We start from the raw sequence: 18,631 nt of genomic DNA, 5'->3' as shown, positions 1-18,631 counted from the left end.
GGAATTTCGTGATTGACGTGATCATCGCTGGCGGCGGGCCGACCGGTTTGATGCTGGCCGGGGAGTTGCGGCTGCACGGCGTGCACGTGCTCGTACTGGAGAAGGAGGCGGAGCCGACCGCGTATGTCCGTTCGCTCGGGCTGCACGTGCGCAGCATTGAGGTGATGGACCAGCGCGGCCTGCTGGAGCGGTTCCTCGCTCATGGTCGGCAGCACCCGGTCGGCGGCTTCTTCGCCGCCATCACCAAGCCCTCGCCCGGCGGGCTGGACACCACGCATCCCTACGTCCTGGGCATCCCGCAACCCACCACCGATCGCCTGCTGGCCGAGCGCGCCACCGAGCTGGGCGCCGAGATCCGGCGCGGCTGTGAGCTGGTCGGGCTGAGCCAGGACGAGCAGGGGGTGACCGTCGAGCTGGCCGATGGCGCGCGACTGCGGTCGCGCTACCTCGTCGGCTGCGACGGCGGCCGCAGTACCGTACGGAAGCTGCTCGGCGTCGGCTTCCCCGGCGAGCCCTCCAGGCACGACACGCTGCTGGGCGAGATGGAGGTGGCGGTGGAGCAGACCACGGTGGCCGCCGTGGTGGCCGAAGTCCGCAAGACCCATCTGAGGTTCGGCCTCGGGCCCTTCGGGGGCGGTGTGTACCGCGTCGTCGTGCCCGCCGAGCGGGTGGCCGAGGACCGCTCGGTGCCGCCGACCCTGGAGGAGTTCAAGCAACAGCTGCGGGTGTTCGCCGGCACCGACTTCGGCGTGCACTCACCGCGCTGGCTGTCCCGCTTCGGCGACGCCACCCGGCTGGCCGAGCGCTACCGGACCGGCCGGGTGCTGCTGGCCGGCGACGCGGCGCACGTCCACCCGCCGACGGGCGGGCAGGGCCTCAATCTCGGCCTCCAGGACGCGTTCAACCTCGGCTGGAAGCTGGCCGCCGAGGTCAACGGCTGGGCGCCGGAGGGGCTGCTGGACAGCTACCACACCGAACGGCACGCGGTGGCCGCCGACGTGCTGGACAGCACCCGCGCGCAGATGGAGCTGATGTCCCCCGAGCCGGGTCCGCAGGCGGTGCGTCGGCTGCTGTCGGAACTGATGAACTTCGAGGACGTGAACCGCCACCTGATCGAGAAGATCATCGCGATCGGGGTCCGCTACGACTTCGGCTTCGGCGAGGGGCATGAGCTGCTCGGCCGGCGGATGCGGGACGTGACGTTGAAGCGCGGTCGCCTCTACGAGCTGATGCACGGCGGCCGGGGACTGCTGCTCGACCAGACCGGCCGGCTCTCGGTGGCGGGCTGGGCGGATCGCGTCGACCACGTCGTCGATGTCGGTGAGGAGCTGGACGTGCCCGCCGTGCTGCTGCGGCCGGACGGCCACGTGGCGTGGGTGGGCGAAGACCAGCAGGATCTGCTCGGCCATCTGCCCACGTGGTTCGGCGCTGCTCTCAGTTGAGCAGTTATGCAGTCCAGACTGTTCAGTTTCAGCTGGACAGGCTGGACTGAAGGGTTTACCGTGAAGGCATGGCAGAGACCCCTCACGACATGTCCGCCTCCGCCGTGCGCGCCGCGCATGAGATCCGGGTCGTGGTCGGGCGGCTGCGTCGACGGCTCAAGGAGACGTACGACAACGAAGAGCTCACCCCCACGCAGACGGCCGTGCTCAGCAGGCTGAGCAAGGACGGCCCGGCCTCGACCAGCGATCTGGCGGTGGCCGAGCGCGTACGGCCGCAGTCGATGGCGGCCACGCTCGGTGTGCTCGACGAGCGCGGACTGATCCAGCGGCGGCCCGATCCCGACGACGGGCGGCGGCAGCTCATCTCGCTGAGCGAGAGCGGTAGCGCGTACGTGGACGACAAGCGGCGGGCAGGCGAGGAATGGCTCGCCCAGGCGCTCGAATCCGGCTACACGGAAGACGAGCGGCAGGACATCATCAAGGCGCTGGCCCTGCTGGACCGGCTCAGCCGCGCATGATCGCGCGGCTCGTGCGACGGAGGGCCAGGAAACGGACGGGCGACGCCTTCGACCGGAGGCTGCTCGCGCCGATGATCCTGGGTTCGGTGCTGAACCCGATCAACTCCACCATCGTCGCGGTGGCGTTGGTGCCGATCGGCGTCGCGCTCGGGGCGCCGCCCGCGCAGACGGCGTGGCTGGTGTCCGCGCTCTATCTGGCCACCTCGATAGGCCAGCCCGTGGTGGGTCGGCTGATCGACCTCTACGGGCCGCGCCGACTGTTCCTCGCCGGGATGTCGCTGGGCGGGATCGCGGGGCTGATGGGGGTGTTGGCCCCGAATCTGGGGGTGCTGATCGCCGCGCGGGTGGTGCTCGGGTTCGGTACGTGCGCGGGCTATCCGGCGGCGATGTACCTGATCCGGGGCGAGGCCCGGCGGACGGGGCGGGAGAGCCCCGCCGGGGTGCTGACCACGCTCGCGGTCGCCAACCAGACCGTCGCCGTCATCGGGCCGTCCCTGGGCGGGCTGCTGATCGGCGTGGGCGGCTGGCGCACCACGTTCGCCGTCAACATCCCGCTGGCGGTGGCCGGTCTGATCCTCGGCGCCCGGCGGCTGCCCAAGGCGCCCCCGTCGGACCCGTCGGACCCCTCGGAACGCGGCGGCGAGCGGATCAGGCTGGACCTGGCCGGGATGGCGCTGTTCGCCGCGATGCTCGTCTCACTGCTGCTGTTCCTGATGCAGCCGCGGGCCGACCGCTGGTATCTGCCGGTGCTCGTGGCTCTGGCGGCGACCGGGTTCACGGTGCGGGAGCTGCGGGTGGCGGAGCCGTTCATCGATCTGCGGGTGCTCGGCGGCAACCGGCCGCTGGTCCTCACATACGGGCGTACCGTCCTCGCCGCCGTCGTGTCGTACGTCTTTCTGTACGGCTACCCGCAGTGGCTGGAGGAGGGGCGGGGGCTGAGCGCATCGCAGGCGGGTCTTGCGCAGCTGCCGGTGTTCCTGGTCGGGATCGCCGTGTCCACCGCCACCGGCCGCCGCCCCGAGGTGCGCGGCAAGCTCGTCGTCGGCGCTCTGGGGCAGATCGCCGCGTGCGCCACGATGCTCCTGCTGCGGCCGGACAGCCCGGTGTGGCTGCTGATCGCTGTCGCGCTGCTCTTCGGCATACCGCAGGGGCTGAACAACCTGGCGCTCCAGAACGCGGTGTACCACCAGGCCGACCCGGAGCGGATCGGGTCCTCGGCGGGGCTGATGCGTACCTTCTTCTACCTCGGCGCGATCGTCGCCTCCAGCGCGTACGGCGCCTTCTACGGCACCCGCGCCGACACCGGCGGGCTGCACGGTCTGGCCTGGTTCATGCTCGCCGTCGCCGCCGTGTTCCTGGCGGTCACGGTCGTGGACCGCTCGCTGGGCCGGATCGGGGCCGACGACCGGTCTTCTACTACTACCTAAATGCATGGAAAGGTTCAGTGAACGTGAACGTGCCCGACAACACCGCGCTGCTCGTGATGGACATCCAGGAGGGCATCGTGGCCCGCGTCCAGGACGACCCCGACTACCTGCCCCGCCTGGGCCGCGCCATCGACGCCGCCCGCCGGGCCGACATCCCGGTCGTGTACGTGGTCATCGGCTTCCGCTCCGGCCACCCCGAAGTGTCCGGCCGTAATGCGATGTTCAGCGCCCTGCCGCCTGGCGCCTTCGCCGAAGGCGACCCCCACGCGGCCATCCACCCCGACGTCGCGCCCAGGCCCGGGGAGGTCGTGGTCACCAAGAAGCGGGTCAGCGCCTTCACCGGCAGCGATCTGGAGCTGGTCCTGCGGTCCGCCGGAATCACCCGGCTCGTCCTGACCGGCCTGGCGACCAGCGGCGTCGTCCTGTCCACGCTGCGCCAGGCCGCCGACCTCGACTACGGGCTCACCGTGCTGGCCGACGGCTGTGCCGACCGTGACCCGGAGGTTCACCGGCTGCTGATCGAGAAGGTGTTCCCGGGACAGGCCGAGGTCAGCACCGTCGACCAGTGGGCGGCGGCGGTGGGGTGAGTGCGCTCGGCGCGCGTTACGTCTCCGAAGTGCCGTCCGGCGTCGGCGTCCCGGACGTCCCGGACGGCAGGATCCACACGGCGGCCCAGCAGCACCCCCGCACCACGAAGGCCCCGGCCAGCGCCCACCACACGCTGTCCACACGGACCTCGGACAGCCAGGCGATGAGGTACCACACCAGCGTGTCCTGGATGAGGCCGATGACTGCCAGGATCGGCAACAGGAGCCCTTGGTACGGATCCTTGGGCGTGGCCCAGAGCGCGGTGCTGATGCCCGCGAAGAGGATGTACGCGAAGAAGTAACCGAACAGCGGGGACTCGCCGGTCTCGTCGAGCGTGATCCCCGGCAGCGCGGCGGCCAGCGCGACTCCGGGGAACAGCCCCAGCTGCTGTCTTCGAATGTCTTTCATGATCGGGACTCTGCCAGGCCGTGCCTCGGCCGGGAATACTCCGACGACCGGGAGATCGTCACATCCCGAGCGCCTCGGACATCCAGTCGGCGACCGCGGGCAGCCAGTCCGCGTGGGCGTTGCCCAGCAGATGGTCGCCGTACGGGACGAGCAGGTACTCGCCGCGCGGTGCCAGGCGGGCCAGCGGCTCCCCGCAGATCACTCCTGAGATGTCGTCCTGGCCACCGTCGACCACCAGGAGCGGGCAGGCGATGCGGGGCGCCGGCGCGGACAGGTCGACCCGGTCGGCGAAGTCACGGGCCGCCCGGGTTCCTCCGGCGCGCCGGGTGAGGATGTTCCGGAGCGGGGGCGGAAAGGTGTCCCAGTCGAGGCGGAAAGGACCGCTCACGGTGGTGGCGGCGGCCACGCGGGGGTCGTGGGCGGCGCTCTGCGCGACGTAGTAACCGCCCAGGCTGAGACCGACGAGCCCGACCCGGTCGACGCCGAGCGCGTCCACGACCTGCCCGATCACCTGGTGATAGTCGGGCCGGACCGTGGTGGTGGCCGCGAGTGAGCCCTGCCCGGGGCCGTCCATCGTGAACACGGCCAGGCCCCTGCGCAGCAGCGCCGAGGTGACCGCGTGGAACTCCTCCTTGCCGGAGTCAAGGCCGGGCACGACGACGACGGTGGCGGGCGCGTCGGCCGGGCCGCGGAGCCAGCCGGCGAAGGCGGGTCCGTCGACTCGGCGGGCGCCGGGTTCCAGAATCTCCAGCGCACGGCGCATCGCGGCGTCGGCCTCGGCGGCGGCTTGGGTCTCGGCCGGAGCCCGGTCCGTGTACGGGCCCAGGGTGGCGATGTGGAACCAGCGCGCGGCCGCTTGGTAGTGCTCGCCGGCCGATATGGGGGAGGCGGCCTGTTCCGCGCGTACGAGGTGGCGGCGAGCGGCCCTCGTAAACGCCTGTCCCCAGCCGTCGGCCGAGGTCAATTCGGTGGTGACACGCTGGTATTCATGCGGGTCGAGACCGGCGGCGGTGGCGCGCGTCAGATTCTCCGCGGCGAGGTCGGCGACGTTCACGACGCCACCCCCGTGGTGAGGACCGCCTTGCCGCGGATCCGGCGCTCCCGCAGGTCGACCAGGGTCTCGGCGGTCTTCGCCCAGTCCGCGGTGCGGTCGATCTCGGGATGGAGCCGTCCGTCGTGCACCAGGCGCACCAGGGTGGCCAGGTCGTGGCCGTAGGGCGGGCCCGCGTTGGGGCCCGCGTAGTGGAAGTGGCGGATGACGGCGCCTTCCGGGCCGTTGAGGAGATCGAAGAAGTCCAGCGTCGCCGGGGTGCGGCTGGCCTGGCCGAACCAGATCAGCGTGCCGCCCGCGGCCAGCTTGGAAAGCGCGACTGGCAGGTCGGCGCCGCCGGTGGACTCCAGCACCACGTCGAACGGTCCCCGCGCCTCGGCCACCGCGTGCACGGCCGCCGCGGCGCCCAGAGCGCGCAGCCGCTCGGCGCGCGACGGGGTGGCGGTCACCACGGTGACCTCCGCGCCCGCGGCGGCGGCCAGCTCGGTGACGTAGTGGCCGACGCCGCCCGAGGCGCCGGTCACCAGCATCCGCCTGCCCGTCATGCTGCCGGCAGTGCGCAGCAGCCGCAGGGCGGTGATGCCGGCCAGCGGCAGGGCCGCGGCCTCGACGGCGCTGAGGGAGTCGGGCAGTTCGGCGAGCGAGTGGGTGGGCACGGCCGCGTACTCGGCCCACCCTCCCCGGGGCGGGTGGCCCACCACGCGGGTGCCGACCCGTGGGCCGGAGCCGTCGGCGGCTGCCTGCACCACCAGGCCGGTGACGTCCTTGCCGGGCAGCAGGCCCGGCTCCGGCCGTTCGAGGAGGAATGTCTCGCCTCGGTTCGGCGTGAACGCCTCGACGCGGATCAGCGCCTCGTCCGGCGCCGGGACGGGCTGGGCGTCCTCGGTGAACTCCACCGGGCGCGCCGGATCTCCCGTGGGGATCAGTCTCTGCATGCGGATCATGTAATCGGCGGTGGCACCGGACGGGCCAACAACCTGCTGGGCGAGCCGACAACCAAGGGTTGTCACCCATGGGGTCCCTGGCCGGCCCGGCGAGCGGGCCTGGTCTCAGTCCTTCCTGGAAGAGACTCCGGACAACGCCGACAGGAGGAGCCCGGTGAGGTCCTGGCGCCGTTGCTTCCCGAGCACGCGTTCCAGGGCGGCATCCACTTCGGCGTAGGCATCGCGCCCCGCCCGCAGGAGCTCCTGGCCGGTTTCCGTGACGTGGAGTTCCGCGGTGCGGCCTCGCCCGGGGTCGGTGCGGCGCTCGACGGCACCGCGCTCTTCCAGTTGCCGAACGGTGGCTTGGGCGCTCTGTGCGGTGATCCCTGCCCTGCGGCCCAGTTCGCTGTAGGACATTCCCGGTTCCCCCATCAGGTGACCGAGGGCCGAGAGATGGCGCAGCGTGTAACCGGTCGGCTTGAGTGCCCGTTCGACGTCCTCGCGTGCTCGCCGTCCCAGGGCGGCGAGCAGGAAGGCGGTGCTGTTGGGCGGGGGCTGGGCGGTCACGACTCCTCGTTCCTCCTCGGAAAGTTTCAGTTTGACTTTAACTGGAGTTCCGGGCAGTCTCCAGTTTCAGTGGGCGCGAAACAGGACTGGGCCCTGAGTTTCAGGCCAGCTGAAATATGAGTGATGAAGTGAGATGACGGAGATGAAGCTCCTCGTGGTCGGCGCCAACGGCGGCCTGGGCAGGCAGGTGGTCACCCACTCCCTGGAGCGCGGACACCAGGTGACCGCACTCGTACGGCGGGGTGCGGATCAGGCCGAGGCGCCGGGGCTGCGCATCGTGGAGGGTGCTGTGGGCGATGACCTGGCCGCCGTACGCCGCGCCGTCGACGGGCAGGACGCGATCGTCAGCGCACTGGGCAATCCGCTCTGGCTCAAGGCGCGTACCGGCTCCGCGGTGATGGCCCGGGCCACAGCGAATCTGGTGGCCGCCATGCATCTGCATCGGGTACGGCGTATCGCCATGCCGCTGGCCTGGGGAAGCGGCGCCTCACGACAGCACACCGCGTGGCCGCTCAAGGCGCTGACCCGGCTGCTCATCCGCCGCGACTACCAGGACTTCGACACCGCGGAGGCGATCCTCGCCGCCTCGGGGCTCGACTTCACCGTCGCCTATTTCGGCTCGCTGACCGACCGGCCCGCCTCACCTGCCTGGTCCGCCCATCCCGACATCAAAACCCCCTCGCCCCTGGCGATCAGCCGCGCCGACCTGGCCCAGTGCCTGCTGGGCGCCGTCGAATCCCCCAGCCCCGCCGCCGACCGCCTCTCGGTCAGCGGCGCGCCGAAAGGATGACGCTCGAATGAACCTCACGGGCAAGATCATTGTGCTGACGGGGGCGAGCTCGGGTGCGGGTGCCGAGGCCGCCCGCCTCCTCAGCGCCCGAGGCGCCGCACTGCACCTCGTGGGCCGCGACGAGAAACGCACAAGGGCCATCGGTGAGGAACTGCGCGCGCCCGCCTACACGGCCGACTTCACCAGCCTGTCCCAGACCCGCAGTCTGGCCGCGCGGTTGGCCCACGCCGTCCCGAACATCGACGTGCTGGCCCTCAACGCCGGAGGCGTCATGCCCCCGCGCCTCACCGACGACGGGATCGATGCCTCCTTCCAGGCCAACGCCCTGGCGCCGTGGCTGCTGATGACACAGTTGGCCGGGAGGCTCGGCACCGGCCGCGTCCTTCTGACCAACTCCCGGTCCCACACCAATGCCGTCCTTTCTCCGCACAACCTCGCCGCCGCCCTCGTGGGAGAGCCGCGTGTGTCGGGCCACCGGACCTACGCCCGGGCCAAGCTCGCCGCTGGAGTGCTGCTCCGCGAGTTCCACCGCCGCAACCCGGGCGTGGACGTCGGCGACTTCCATCCCGGCATCATGGCCTCGGACTTCGGCCGGTACATGGGACGGACCGGCAGCCTCCTGAAGACCGCCGCCCGCCCGTTCATCGGCACCCCTCGCCAAGGCGCCGAACGGCTGATTGAGCTGGCTACCCGCCAACAGGCCCTTGATGGCTCCTACTTCGTCCACACCCGCCCCGCCAGGGGTTCCGTCCAGCTCCACAGCGAGGAGCTCGGCACGGCCCTGTGGGAAGCCGCCAACCGCGCGACCGCCGCGTAGCGGCACACCGCAAGCGGCTGCCTGGCTCAGTGCCTGTACGCCGAGTGCCGGTGGCCGGCGCTCACAGGGCGCCCAATGCCCGTACACGATTGTCGACCGCGCGGCGGCTGACGGCTGCCGCGGGATCGAAGGTGTCGAAGGCATGGGGTACGGCGGGGTACTGGATGAGCTCGACCGGTACCCCGGCGCGGCTGAGCCGTTGTGCGTAGGCGATGTTCTCGTCCCGGAATAGGTCGAGCTGGCCTGTTTCGATGTAAGCGGGTGGAAGCGCGCGCAGGTTGTCGGCGCGGGCGGGGGCGGCATAGGCAGGGGTGTCAGGGCCGCCTGCCGCATCACCCAACAGGCAGCGCCAGCCGGTGAGGTTGTCCTCCGCGCTCCAGGTTGCTGTGTCGGCGAGGTCGGGCTGGGCGACGACGGTCCGGTCGTCGAGCATGGGGTAGATCAGGATCTGGGCTGCCAGGGCGGGGCCACGGCGGTCCCGGGAGAGAAGAGCCACGGCGGCCGCGAGGCCACCACCGGCGCTGTCTCCCATGATCGCGATGCGAGCGGGGTCGATGCCGAGGTCGGAGGCGTTCGCCTCGGCCCAGCGCAGAGCGGCGTAGCAGTCCTCTACGGGGACCGGGTGCGGATGCTCGGGGGCGAGGCGGTAGCCGACCGAAAGCAACGCGACGCCGGAGAGATGTGTATAGATGCGGCATTGTGTGTCGTGGGTGTCAAGGCTGCCGAGGAACATCCCGCCGCCGTGAAGGTAGACGGCCAGTGGCGCCCTCTGTGACGTCCCCTGGGCATCCTGCCGCTGGTACAGGCGCAAGGGGATCGTGGCCCCGTCGCCGGCCGTGGCCGAGCAGGGCGTCACCCTGACGCAGGGAGGGGCGTGGAGCTCTGCGGCCTGAGCGGCTATTGCCGTGCCGAACACCTCCCGCCGGGTCTGCCAGTCACCGGGTGCCAGCGGGGGAGCAGCCTCCGCCGCCGCGATGATCGGGGACAGCGCGGCCGCGATTTCAGTGTCCATGGGTACCGTCATCAGTTCCTCTCCTCCTTCTTCCTGTCACTGCGTAAGGGCCGCACTCACTGGCGTGACCCTCTGCGCTGAGTTACAGTCTGCCTGAAACGTCATTTCAGTCAAGCTGTAACTTGATGGGGGGTCGACATGGCCAGGGATACCTCGGTGCCGATGGGGGTGCGGGCACAGGAGGTGATGGTCGGGCTGCTGGGCCGCCTGCCGGATCGGGTGCGGTCGGCGCTGGCGGGCCCGGAGATCACCGTGGATGGTGAAGCACTGGCCGTCGACGCCCGCTTGCTGATCCGCTCCCTCGGCGACAAGGAGTCGGCTCTGGTGGTCGAGGACTCACCGGAGGTGTCCCGCGCGGCGCTGGAGCGCAACGCGCCGATGCTCCGTGCCGGCCGGCGGCCGACGCAGGCGGTGACGGTGTCCGAGGTGTGCCTGAAGGGCGGGCAGAACGCTCTGGAGGCAACCTTGTACGAACCCGCGTCCTGCCCCGGAACGTCGGGTGCGCTGGTGTTCTTCCACGGCGGAGGCTGGGTGCTCGGCAGCCGCGCCGGATACGACCACGTGGGATGCTTTCTCGCCGAACACTCAGGCCACCGAGTGCTGTCGGTGGACTACCGGCTCGCCCCCGAGGACCCGTTCCCCGCCGCGGTGGACGATGCACTGGCGGCATTCGACGACACCGTTTCGCGGGCCGAGGAATTCGGCATCGACCCGAACCGGATCGTGGTCGGTGGGGACAGCGCGGGGGCCACGCTCGCCGCGGTGGCCGCCCGTCGTGCCGCCGGGCGGGGGCACGGCCCCGTCCCGGCGGGGCAGTGGTTGCTGTATCCCGCCACCGACCTGGCCACTCGTCACCCGTCCCGGGACACGTACGGCAAGGGATTCCTGCTGACCGACGACGACATCCGCTGGTTCCAGGACCACTACCTTCGCCCCGGAGTGGACCGTACGGATCCGCGGGTGTCGGTCGTCTACGGCGAGGTCGCCCCGGACACGCCGCCGGCGCACCTCGTCACGGCGGGATTCGATCCGCTGCGTGATGAAGGTGAGTCCTACGCCGGCAAGCTTCGCTCCGCGGGTGTCCCGGTCACAGCCGTCCGCGAAGCGGACCTGCCGCACGGCTTCCTGCCATTCGTCCATCTCGGCCCCCGGTTCAACCAGGCCGTCACCGCAAGCGCTCATGCGCTGCGCCGGATGCTGCGCTGACCGGTTCCCCTTTACCTCCGGCGCTGTTTCACCGACTGCTCTTCCTGACCATGACGAGACAAAGGACTTGTGTCATGCACGTACAGATCGCGCTCTTCGACGGCTTCGACCCCCTCGATGTCCTTGGGCCCTTCGAAGTCTTCCACTCCGCAGGCGAGTTCTCCGGCGGAGGGGTGTCCACCGAGTTCGTCAGTGCCGAAGGCGCACGGGACGTGGTCAGTGGATTCCCGTCGATCAAGCTCACCGCGACCTCCGCCGTGGACGTGAACAAGAAAAGCGTGATCGTCGTCCCCGGCGCCGCGGGAAGCCTCTCGATGGATCCCGGCGTCGCCGGCAGCATCGGCTGGATTCTCGGCCAGGCGGGGTCCACGGATCTGCCGGACCGGCTGCGCGAGGCGCTGGCCCGCCCGGACATGACCGTTGCCACCGTCTGCGGGGGTTCCCTCCTCCTCGCCCACGCGGGCCTGGCGGACGGCCGGCCGCTGGTCACTCACGAGCGGGGCCAGGACCTCGCCGGAACGAAGGCTGTCCCGGTGGAGGCCCGTATGGTCGACGACGGCAACCTGCTCAGCTCCGGCAACGTCACCTCCGGCATCGACCTCGCGCTGTACCTGGTCGAACGCGAGGTCGGACCCCGCGTTGCCCATGCCGTCTCGGAACTCATCCGGCACGAACGGCGCGGCACGGTCTGGAGTGCCACCGGTGCCCCGGTTTCCCTGACGTAACGGCGCGGCCCCGGACGGCCAGCGGCGCCACGTGTGGGACCACGCCTCCGGCTCGCCGAGTGCCGGCCTAGGACGAGTCATGACCGTAACGAGTTTGTCTCCTGACGGCATCGACGAGGCCGCCCGTCTCATCGCCCCCGCCTTCCTCCACACTCCCCAGTTCTCGGACCCCTCGCTCTCCCGCGCACTCGGCCGGGACATCGTGGTCAAGGTGGAGACACTGAACCCGCTCCGGTCCTTCAAGGGCCGCGGAGCGGACCTCTTTCTGCGGCAAGTGGCGGTCGCGGGGCATGTCGTCTGCGCCTCGGCCGGCAACTTCGGCCAGGCCATGGCGTATGTCGGGCGGGCTCGCGGTATCCCGGTGACGGTGTTCGCCGCCCACGACGCCAACCCCAACAAGGTGGCGCGCATGCGGGAACTGGGCGCCGAAGTCGTGCTGTCGGGCGCCGACTTCGACGCCGCCAAGGACGCGGCACGGGCGTACGCCGGCACCCGCCCGGAGAGCGTCTTCGTGGAGGACGGCGACGAGCCGCTCATCGCGGAGGGAGCCGGCACCATCGCCGTGGAACTGGCCCCGCTCGGTCTCGACGCGATCGTGGTCCCGGTCGGCAACGGCGCACTCATCAGCGGCATCGGTTGCTGGACGAAGGCCCGCTCACCTCGTACCCGGATCATCGGGGTGTGCGCGGCGGGCGCCCCCGCCATGGCGACGAGCTGGCGCACCGGCATGCCCGAGGCCACGGGACCGGTGCGCACCATGGCGGACGGCATCGCCGTACGGGTGCCGGTGCCCGCGGCGGTGGCCTGGATGCGCGAGGTCGTCGACGAGGTCCTCCTCGTCGAGGAGGAGGACATCCGGCGGGCGCTGCGGTTGGTGCGGGACACCCTGGGCCTGATCCTGGAACCCTCGGGCGCGGTCGGCATCGCCGCCGTACTGCGCCACGACCTCGGTGTCGCTTCGCTGGCCACGATCCTCACCGGCGGCAATTTCTCCCCCGGCCTCCTGCGAGAGCTGGCCCCGGACCCGGCACGCACGGACCACACGGCTTCCCCGGCGGCGGCCCGCTAGCGGCGCCCATCGAGGAACGTCAACGACCACGAGACGTCGGCTGCTCCGGCGCCGCCGGTCCGGCACCGTCGCAGGAGTACATGCCGCGGTATGCCGACGGGGTCAGTCCGCAGTGTTGGGTGAAGAGCGTGCGGAAGTTGGCCGCCGTGCCGAGACGACCGACGAGCGGGCGGCCTGCGCCGGTGTCCCGGACGTGGTGCGCTGGAAGGCCTTGTGGACCAGCGGCCAGAAGGGCCGCAGCCAGGGGGCGACAACTCGGGACGAGGACATGGTCCCGGTGGTCATGGTGGTGACCGCGCCGCCGGGATCGGCGGCGAACACGGAGATGCCGTCGCCCTTCAGGCGCTGCGCCAGGTCCAGGGTGTAGGCGAGGTTGGCGAGCTTTGCGCGGCCGTACGCGTGGAGGCCGTAGTACCCGCCCTGCTGCTCGGCGGTGTCGATGCGGCCGGTGGGGATGCGGACCGAGCCGGAGGTGACGTTCACGACGCGGCTGGGAGCGCCGGCGCGCAGGGCGGGGAGCAGCAACTCCGTCAGCAGGTAGGGGCTGAGATGGTTGAGCGCGAAGCTCGCCTCGATGCCGTCGGGTGTCACGCGCCGGTCGTCGAACATCGCTCCGACATTGTTGACCAGCACGCTCAGGGCACCGTCCGCCGTCACGCGGTCGGCGAGATCCCGTACCTCCGACAGGGATGCGAGATCGGCGGTGACGAACCGGGCCTCCGTGGCGGTGCCGACGGCGTTGATGCGCTCGACGGCGCTGCCGCCCCGCGCCGCATCGCGGCCGACCACGGTCACCGCGTATCCGGCCGCGGCGAGGCCCACCGCGGTCTCCAGACCGATTCCACCAGTTCCCGCTGTGACGAGCGCGCGCCGGTTCATTGTTCCTCTTTCTCCCTGTCGCTACGACGGGGGGAGCCTCGCCGGAAAGCGACGTGGTTGCGCATGTGCCGACGTGGTCGTCTCCTGACGAGTTACAGTCTGCATGAAACCTGGTTGCAGTCAAACTTAAACTTCGGAGAAGAGGCGCGCACCTCCCGGGAGGGACATCTAGGGTGAGAGCCATGGACCTCGATCTGGCGCAGGTGCACGCCTTCCTTCGCGCCGCCGAGGAGTCGCACTTCGGACGGGCGGCCGCGGGGCTGTCGATCTCACAACAGGCGCTGTCCAAGCGGATCGCCCGCCTGGAGTCCGTGCTGGGCACCGCGCTGTTCCTGCGCACCGGCCAGGGGGTGGAGCTGACCCGCGCCGGCCACCGCTTCCTGGAACCGGCCCGGCAGACGCTGGCCGCCGCGGACCGGGCCGTGGCCGCGGCCCGGGACGAACACCGGCCGCTGCGGGTCGATGTGTGGGGCCACCTCTACGCACCGATGCGGACGCTGGCACAGGTGGCGGCGGGAAGCGACGCACCACCGCTGGAGCTCGGACACGGCCGTGATCTGCCGTCGGTGGCGGCGGCGCTGCTGCGCGGCGACATCGACGCCGCGTTCGGCCGCGTCCATCCACCGCTGCCCGCAGGGCTGACACACCGTCTGGTACGACTGGAGCCGGTGGACGCCGTTCTCAGCGCCGACCATCCACGGGCAGACGCGTCCGCACTGCGGCCCGAGCAACTGCGCGGCAGCCTGCTGTGGGCCCCCGCGACGCTGGACCGGCTCGACTTCCTGCACCGTTTCGCCGAGCGGTTCGGCATCCGCGACCACGCCGAGGGCACCAACCTGGGGCTGGACGGTTTCCTCGCCGGCCTGGCCGCGGACCCGCGCCGCTTCTCGCTGATACCGGCCGACGTGCCGCTTCCGCACATTCCGGGGATCCGGTCCGTTCCGCTGGTCGACCCCACGCCGCTGTACGCCTGGTCGCTGCTGTGGTGCGGCAGCGGACCCCCTCACCTGCCCGCGCTGCTGAGCGCCCTCGCGGCGGAGGCGGGGCGCAGCCGGTGGCTGGAGTACGACCCGGCCCGGGACTGGCTGCCCGAACCTCAGGCCGCATCGGGGGGCCGCCCTGACCGTTGACCTCTATGCGGCTCCAACCCGCGCGGCTCCGCGGACAGCTCGCGCAAAGTGGCCCACTGTCCTGGGCCGTGATTGTCCCTGATGCCTGGGGCGTCTGCTGCCTACCGTGGCGTGGTCAGCGATGGTGAGCGCTTCTGAGCGGCTCCTGCCTCAAGGATCGATGTGTCGACACGAATGATCCCGCCCCCAGGGGGGCCACGGATTCTCGCTGCCGCCCAGTTGAGCAACTCCATCGGCGACGGCGTGTACTACACCTGTTCGGCACTGTACTTCACCGAGGTCGCCGGCCTGTCGCCTGCTCGGCTCGGCCTCGGCCTGACCATCGCCTGGGCTGTCGGCTCCCTGGCCGGGGTGCCGCTCGGCCATCTCGCCGACCGGCGCGGACCGCGCACCATGGCGGTGCTGCTCGCTCTCGCCACCGCGGTGATGGTCGCTTCTTTCCTGGTCATCCGCTCGTTCGTGCCGTTCCTGCTCGTGGCCAGCCTGTACGCAACCGCCCAGTCGGGACTCGCGGCGGCCCGGCAGGCGCTGCTGGCGGGCCTCGTCGATCCGGCCGAACGCACCGGAGTGCTCGCACACATGCAGTCGACCCTCAACGCGGGGCTGGCCATTGGCGCGGCCCTCGGCGGTCTGGTCCTGAACAACGGAACCCGCACGGCCTTCCTCGCCGTCTTCGTCGTCGACGCGCTCAGCTTCCTCGTCTGCGCCCTGATCCTGCTGCGGTTGCCCGCCGTTAAGGACACTCACCGGCGCATGAACGACGAGCCCCGACTCGCGGTGCTGCGCGACCGGCCGTACGCCGTCATCACGCTCATCAATACGGTGCTGTTGCTACGGCTGCCCCTGCTCAGCCTCGCGATCCCACTGTGGATCGCCGCCCGCACTCCCCACCTGACCTGGCTGGCTTCGGCGCTCTTCGTCCTCAACACCCTTGCCGTGATGCTCTTCCAGGTCCGCACGGCACGTGCGGTCACCGATCTGCGCTCGGCGTCGCGAGCCGTGCGCGGCGCGGGCGTCATCCTGCTCGCCTCATGCGCGGTCTTCGCCGTGTCGGCTGCCAGGCTCCCGGCGTGGGCCACCGCGGCGGTCCTCGTCACCGCCGCGCTGCTCCAGGTCTTCGGCGAGATGAAGCAGTCCGCCGGCTCCTGGCAGATCGGCTTCGATCTGGCTCCGTCCGACCAGGTGGGCCAGTATCAAGGCTTCTTCGGCACCGGTGTGGCCGTGGCGCGCACCCTCGGACCGCTGCTGGTCACCACGCTCCTCATGACCTGGGGGTTGCCCGGCTGGCTGCTGCTCGGCGGGCTCTTTCTCGGCGCCGGTTACGCGATGGGCCCGGCGGTACGGTGGGCCGAACGCGACCGCCCTCGCCCCGCGGTGGAGACCACCGTCCCGCGCAGCGACAGCCGGGTATGACGCCGGACAACGCACCCTGCGCGCGCCGGTCAGTGGCGGTTGCGCGGGTGGTCGCGGGCGGTGCGCTCGTTGCCCCTGCGGTAGTTGCCGGTCCAGCGCGCCATCACCTCCTGCGGATCGCCCGCCTCGGCCTCGCCGATGAACTGCGCCGCGCGGGCGCCGCGCAGGGTGGCCGCCGCCCGGCCGTTGTGGGTGATGACCACGCTGCCGTCGCCGCGCTGTCGGTAGGCGAAGCCGGACGGTGCGGGCATCGGGGCGCGCTCCTTTCGGCCGACGGAGGGGCTTCGACCGTACCGCCGGGGAGCCGGCGGGCGCGCGTGGATTGCCGCTCATTTTGGCGGGCCGTTCCGGGCCGGGTATCTCCGCGCGGTGGCGGCCACCGGGATCCCCATGGAACACACGATCAGTGGTCCCAACGCCATGGAGGGCGCGGCCTCGCCATCCCGGTCACGCGAGATCTGTCAGTTCTTCCGCGAACACCTGCGACAGAGGCTGCGGTCCCACGTACTGCTGGCAGTTGCACTGACCAGCCTCGTAACGCAGCGGCTTCTGCCTTGTCATGCATGCCTCAGACGCAGGCTCTCAGTCCCAAAGCAACATCCTCAGTGCGGCCAAATAGGCGGGTTGGTGCAGAAGTGGCCGCCAAGGTAAGCGTGGTCGGGGTTGTCGGGGTCGAGTTCGCCCTGCTCGGCGATGAGCTTCGCCGCGTACGGCTCCGAGTCGTCCTGCGGCTCGTAGCCGAGCGCGCGGGCTGAGGTGAGGTCCCACCACAGGCGGGTGTTGGCCGAGCTGCCGTAGACCACCGTGTAGCCGACGTCCTCCGCCGTGAGGGCCGCGTGGAGGAGGCGGGCGCCGTCGGCCGGGCTCATCCAGACCGACAGCATGCGCACGGACGTCGGCTCGGGGAAGCAGGAGCCGATGCGGATGGCGACCGTCTCGATGCCGTGCTTGTCCCAGTAGAAGGACGCCAGGTCCTCGCCGAAGGACTTCGACAGGCCGTAGAAGGTGTCCGGGCGGCGCGGGGTGTCGATGGGGATGAGGGATTCGGCGGGGACGGGGGTGGTGGCCGGGCGGGGGGTGAAGCCGACGGCGTGGTTGCTGGAGGCGAAGACGATGCGGCGGATGCCCGCCTCGCGTGCCGCCTCGTAGAGGTTGTAGGTGCCCTCGATGTTGGCCCGCAGGATCTTCTCGAACGGGGCTTCCAGGGAGATGCCCGCGAGATGGACGATCGCGTCGACCCCCTGCACGGCCTCCCGCAGCGCTTCCTTGTCGGCGAGGTCCGCGGTGATGGCGTCCGGCTCGCCCTCGATGGGCATCACATCGAAGAGGCGCAGTCGGTATCCGTAGGTCGCGGGCAGCAGCTCGCGCATCAGGGTGCCCATGCCGCCGGCGGCGCCGGTGAGGAGAACGGTGCGGGGAGCGGGCATGAGGGGAACTCCTCCGTTAAGGGCGGGAATTCATACATAGATGCCGTTCATGAACATGGACACGCTAGGGAGGGTGGCGGGGGTGCGTCAAGGGTCGCGGGAGAGGGGTGGGGGCGTGTTCCGGGCGACTCTCCGTGCGTGCAGCTGCCTTGACCGGCGCGGGCGGGCTGTCCTACCGTGGCTGCGTTCATGAATATAGATGACGATCAGAAACATGTACGCGCCGATGAGGTGATGGCACGTCGGCGCACAGGACAGGGAGAGCCCGTGACCTCAGCCTCAGCCTCACTCGCCGAGCGCCTCGACGGACTGCTGTTCTTCCCCGTGACCGCCTACGGGCCCGACGGCGGCCTGGACCTCGACGCGTATCGCGCGCATGTGCGCGGCGGGATCGAGGCGGGGGCGGCCGCCGTCTTCGCGTGCTGTGGCACCGGTGAGTTCCACGCGCTCACCCCCGAGGAGTACCGCGTCGCCGTCGCCGCCGCCGTCGAGGTGGCCGACGGGCGGGTGCCGGTGGTCGCCGGGGCGGGGTACGGCACCGCCCTCGCCATCCAGTACGCCAAGCTCGCCGAGGAGGCCGGGGCGGACGGGCTGCTGGCCATGCCGCCGTATCTGGTCGTCGCCTCCCAGGAGGGGCTGCTGCGGCACTACACCGCGCTCGCGGGCGCCACCGGCCTGGACGTCATCGTCTACCAGCGGGACAACGTCGTCTTCACCCCGCAGACCGTGGTCGAGCTGTCCAAGGTCCCCGGCGTCATCGGGCTCAAGGACGGCCTCGGCGACCTGGACCTGCTCCAGCGCATCGTCAGCGCGGTGCGCGCCGACGACCCCGAGGGGAAGTTCCTCTACTTCAACGGGCTGCCCACCGCCGAACTCACCGGCCTCGCCTACCGCGGCATCGGCGTGCTGCTCTACTCCTCCGCGGTCTTCTGCTTCGCCCCCGAGATCGCCCTCGCCTACCACAAGGCCCTGCTCACGGGCGATGACGCGACGGCGAACGCCCTGGTGGACGGCTTCTACCGGCCGCTGGTCGAGCTGCGCAACCAGGGGCGCGGCTACGCCGTCTCGCTGGTCAAGGCGGGTGTGCGGATGCGCGGGCTGGACGTCGGTGAGGTACGTTCGCCGCTGTGCGAGCCCAGCCCCGAGCACCTCAAGGAGCTGGCCGAGCTGATCGAGCGCGGACTGGCCCTGGTTCCCGGGGATGCCGCCACCACCGTCACCGTCACCGAAGCCTGACGA

20 protein-coding genes are annotated in these 18,631 nt (G+C 70.9%); 12 read left to right on the top strand and 8 right to left on the bottom strand.

The genetic code is table 11. The annotated features are described in order from the left end of the window. Positions 1 to 8 precede the first annotated feature (8 nt). The 4 genes from rox (at position 9) to ACZ4WQ_RS00625 (ending at position 3,974) form a co-directional block, all read left to right on the top strand. On the top strand, positions 9 to 1,442 hold the full coding sequence (gene rox / locus ACZ4WQ_RS00640; protein ID WP_398370325.1) for a rifampin monooxygenase: 1,434 nt from the start codon (positions 9 to 11) through the stop codon (positions 1,440 to 1,442). A gap of 68 nt (positions 1,443 to 1,510) precedes the next feature. Further along, positions 1,511 to 1,960 (top strand): MarR family winged helix-turn-helix transcriptional regulator, encoded by a 450-nt coding sequence (locus ACZ4WQ_RS00635; protein WP_398370327.1) that lies wholly within the window; start codon positions 1,511 to 1,513, stop codon positions 1,958 to 1,960. Beyond that, a complete protein-coding gene (locus ACZ4WQ_RS00630) occupies positions 1,957 to 3,387 on the top strand; it encodes an MFS transporter (protein ID WP_398370329.1) in 1,431 nt (476 codons plus the stop codon). The genes ACZ4WQ_RS00635 and ACZ4WQ_RS00630 overlap by 4 nt, the downstream gene beginning before the upstream one ends. 23 nt (positions 3,388 to 3,410) lie before the next feature. Beyond that, positions 3,411 to 3,974 carry a cysteine hydrolase family protein gene (locus ACZ4WQ_RS00625; protein WP_311725058.1) on the top strand — a complete coding sequence of 188 codons (564 nt, stop codon included), beginning with the start codon at positions 3,411 to 3,413 and terminating at the stop codon, positions 3,972 to 3,974. A 16-nt stretch (positions 3,975 to 3,990) separates the two neighbouring features. Here the strand turns inward: ACZ4WQ_RS00625 and ACZ4WQ_RS00620 are convergent, their stop codons facing one another. From ACZ4WQ_RS00620 to ACZ4WQ_RS00605, 4 genes are all read right to left on the bottom strand, one after another. Beyond that, positions 3,991 to 4,383 carry a hypothetical protein gene (locus ACZ4WQ_RS00620; protein ID WP_311724948.1) on the bottom strand — a complete coding sequence of 131 codons (393 nt, stop codon included), beginning with the start codon at positions 4,381 to 4,383 and terminating at the stop codon, positions 3,991 to 3,993. Between the two features lie 58 nt (positions 4,384 to 4,441). Next, the gene (locus tag ACZ4WQ_RS00615) at positions 4,442 to 5,437 is read right to left on the bottom strand and encodes an alpha/beta hydrolase family protein (protein ID WP_398370331.1); all 996 of its coding nucleotides are present in this window, start codon (positions 5,435 to 5,437) and stop codon (positions 4,442 to 4,444) included. After that, complete coding sequence (locus ACZ4WQ_RS00610) at positions 5,434 to 6,369, bottom strand: zinc-binding dehydrogenase (protein WP_398370333.1); 936 nt, start codon at positions 6,367 to 6,369, stop codon at positions 5,434 to 5,436. Before ACZ4WQ_RS00610 ends, ACZ4WQ_RS00615 begins: the two co-directional genes overlap by 4 nt. Before the next feature lie 114 nt (positions 6,370 to 6,483). Continuing rightward, positions 6,484 to 6,924 (bottom strand): MarR family winged helix-turn-helix transcriptional regulator, encoded by a 441-nt coding sequence (locus tag ACZ4WQ_RS00605; RefSeq protein WP_385339561.1) that lies wholly within the window; start codon positions 6,922 to 6,924, stop codon positions 6,484 to 6,486. A 133-nt stretch (positions 6,925 to 7,057) separates the two neighbouring features. Here ACZ4WQ_RS00605 and ACZ4WQ_RS00600 point away from each other — a divergent pair, with 133 nt between their 5' ends. Together ACZ4WQ_RS00600 and ACZ4WQ_RS00595 are read left to right on the top strand one after the other, a co-directional pair. Next, the gene (locus ACZ4WQ_RS00600) at positions 7,058 to 7,714 is read left to right on the top strand and encodes an NAD(P)-dependent oxidoreductase (RefSeq protein ID WP_398370336.1); all 657 of its coding nucleotides are present in this window, start codon (positions 7,058 to 7,060) and stop codon (positions 7,712 to 7,714) included. 7 nt (positions 7,715 to 7,721) lie between these two features. Then, a complete protein-coding gene (locus ACZ4WQ_RS00595; protein ID WP_398370338.1) occupies positions 7,722 to 8,531 on the top strand; it encodes an SDR family NAD(P)-dependent oxidoreductase in 810 nt (269 codons plus the stop codon). Between the two features lie 61 nt (positions 8,532 to 8,592). Here ACZ4WQ_RS00595 and ACZ4WQ_RS00590 read toward each other — a convergent pair whose 3' ends face one another. Continuing rightward, on the bottom strand, positions 8,593 to 9,555 hold the full coding sequence (locus ACZ4WQ_RS00590; RefSeq protein WP_398370340.1) for an alpha/beta hydrolase: 963 nt from the start codon (positions 9,553 to 9,555) through the stop codon (positions 8,593 to 8,595). 126 nt (positions 9,556 to 9,681) lie between these two features. Here ACZ4WQ_RS00590 and ACZ4WQ_RS00585 point away from each other — a divergent pair, with 126 nt between their 5' ends. From ACZ4WQ_RS00585 to ACZ4WQ_RS00575, 3 genes are all read left to right on the top strand, one after another. Further along, on the top strand, positions 9,682 to 10,749 hold the full coding sequence (locus ACZ4WQ_RS00585) for an alpha/beta hydrolase (RefSeq protein WP_398370342.1): 1,068 nt from the start codon (positions 9,682 to 9,684) through the stop codon (positions 10,747 to 10,749). Between the two features lie 74 nt (positions 10,750 to 10,823). After that, positions 10,824 to 11,474 carry a DJ-1/PfpI family protein gene (locus tag ACZ4WQ_RS00580; RefSeq protein WP_361183676.1) on the top strand — a complete coding sequence of 217 codons (651 nt, stop codon included), beginning with the start codon at positions 10,824 to 10,826 and terminating at the stop codon, positions 11,472 to 11,474. Between the two features lie 79 nt (positions 11,475 to 11,553). Beyond that, entirely contained in the window at positions 11,554 to 12,543 is a 990-nt protein-coding gene (locus tag ACZ4WQ_RS00575; protein WP_398370344.1) for a threonine/serine dehydratase, read from the top strand. 102 nt (positions 12,544 to 12,645) lie between these two features. On the opposite strand, the gene ACZ4WQ_RS00570 is transcribed toward ACZ4WQ_RS00575, so the two are convergent. Then, positions 12,646 to 13,422, bottom strand: a complete 777-nt coding sequence (locus ACZ4WQ_RS00570; protein WP_398370346.1) for an SDR family NAD(P)-dependent oxidoreductase — start codon at positions 13,420 to 13,422, stop codon at positions 12,646 to 12,648. Positions 13,423 to 13,604: 182 nt separating this feature from the next. On the opposite strand from ACZ4WQ_RS00570, the gene ACZ4WQ_RS00565 reads away from it, so the two are divergent. Then, the gene (locus tag ACZ4WQ_RS00565; protein WP_468021894.1) at positions 13,605 to 14,552 is read left to right on the top strand and encodes a LysR family transcriptional regulator; all 948 of its coding nucleotides are present in this window, start codon (positions 13,605 to 13,607) and stop codon (positions 14,550 to 14,552) included. Positions 14,553 to 14,726: 174 nt separating this feature from the next. After that, the gene (locus ACZ4WQ_RS00560; RefSeq protein ID WP_468022089.1) at positions 14,727 to 15,965 is read left to right on the top strand and encodes an MFS transporter; all 1,239 of its coding nucleotides are present in this window, start codon (positions 14,727 to 14,729) and stop codon (positions 15,963 to 15,965) included. Positions 15,966 to 15,994: 29 nt separating this feature from the next. Here the strand turns inward: ACZ4WQ_RS00560 and ACZ4WQ_RS00555 are convergent, their stop codons facing one another. Next, the gene (locus tag ACZ4WQ_RS00555) at positions 15,995 to 16,216 is read right to left on the bottom strand and encodes a hypothetical protein (RefSeq protein WP_311724960.1); all 222 of its coding nucleotides are present in this window, start codon (positions 16,214 to 16,216) and stop codon (positions 15,995 to 15,997) included. 351 nt (positions 16,217 to 16,567) lie between these two features. Next, complete coding sequence (locus ACZ4WQ_RS00550; RefSeq protein WP_311724962.1) at positions 16,568 to 17,392, bottom strand: NAD-dependent epimerase/dehydratase family protein; 825 nt, start codon at positions 17,390 to 17,392, stop codon at positions 16,568 to 16,570. 234 nt (positions 17,393 to 17,626) lie between these two features. Between ACZ4WQ_RS00550 and ACZ4WQ_RS00545 the strand changes: the two genes are divergently transcribed. Next, positions 17,627 to 18,628 (top strand): 5-dehydro-4-deoxyglucarate dehydratase, encoded by a 1,002-nt coding sequence (locus ACZ4WQ_RS00545; protein ID WP_468021893.1) that lies wholly within the window; start codon positions 17,627 to 17,629, stop codon positions 18,626 to 18,628. The last annotated feature ends 3 nt before the right edge of the window (positions 18,629 to 18,631 follow it).

The sequence above is a fragment of the Streptomyces sp. NPDC028305 genome, assembly GCF_055569495.1.
The sequence above is the reverse complement of the archived record's forward strand: the minus strand, read 5'-3'. Positions and strand labels throughout refer to the sequence as shown.

Bases quoted from the DNA above. Each gene is read 5' to 3' on its own strand.
- ACZ4WQ_RS00635 (WP_398370327.1), top strand. From the start codon at position 1,511: ATGGCAGAGACCCCTCACGACATGTCCGCCTCCGCCGTGCGCGCCGCG.
- ACZ4WQ_RS00630 (WP_398370329.1), top strand. From the start codon at position 1,957: ATGATCGCGCGGCTCGTGCGACGGAGGGCCAGGAAACGGACGGGCGAC.
- ACZ4WQ_RS00620 (WP_311724948.1), bottom strand. From the start codon at position 4,383: ATGAAAGACATTCGAAGACAGCAGCTGGGGCTGTTCCCCGGAGTCGCG.
- ACZ4WQ_RS00610 (WP_398370333.1), bottom strand. From the start codon at position 6,369: ATGCAGAGACTGATCCCCACGGGAGATCCGGCGCGCCCGGTGGAGTTC.
- ACZ4WQ_RS00600 (WP_398370336.1), top strand. From the start codon at position 7,058: ATGACGGAGATGAAGCTCCTCGTGGTCGGCGCCAACGGCGGCCTGGGC.
- ACZ4WQ_RS00595 (WP_398370338.1), top strand. From the start codon at position 7,722: ATGAACCTCACGGGCAAGATCATTGTGCTGACGGGGGCGAGCTCGGGT.
- ACZ4WQ_RS00590 (WP_398370340.1), bottom strand. From the start codon at position 9,555: ATGACGGTACCCATGGACACTGAAATCGCGGCCGCGCTGTCCCCGATC.
- ACZ4WQ_RS00585 (WP_398370342.1), top strand. From the start codon at position 9,682: ATGGCCAGGGATACCTCGGTGCCGATGGGGGTGCGGGCACAGGAGGTG.
- ACZ4WQ_RS00580 (WP_361183676.1), top strand. From the start codon at position 10,824: ATGCACGTACAGATCGCGCTCTTCGACGGCTTCGACCCCCTCGATGTC.
- ACZ4WQ_RS00575 (WP_398370344.1), top strand. From the start codon at position 11,554: ATGACCGTAACGAGTTTGTCTCCTGACGGCATCGACGAGGCCGCCCGT.
- ACZ4WQ_RS00570 (WP_398370346.1), bottom strand. From the start codon at position 13,422: ATGAACCGGCGCGCGCTCGTCACAGCGGGAACTGGTGGAATCGGTCTG.
- ACZ4WQ_RS00565 (WP_468021894.1), top strand. From the start codon at position 13,605: ATGGACCTCGATCTGGCGCAGGTGCACGCCTTCCTTCGCGCCGCCGAG.
- ACZ4WQ_RS00560 (WP_468022089.1), top strand. From the start codon at position 14,727: ATGATCCCGCCCCCAGGGGGGCCACGGATTCTCGCTGCCGCCCAGTTG.
- ACZ4WQ_RS00555 (WP_311724960.1), bottom strand. From the start codon at position 16,216: ATGCCCGCACCGTCCGGCTTCGCCTACCGACAGCGCGGCGACGGCAGC.
- ACZ4WQ_RS00550 (WP_311724962.1), bottom strand. From the start codon at position 17,392: ATGCCCGCTCCCCGCACCGTTCTCCTCACCGGCGCCGCCGGCGGCATG.
- ACZ4WQ_RS00545 (WP_468021893.1), top strand. From the start codon at position 17,627: ATGGCACGTCGGCGCACAGGACAGGGAGAGCCCGTGACCTCAGCCTCA.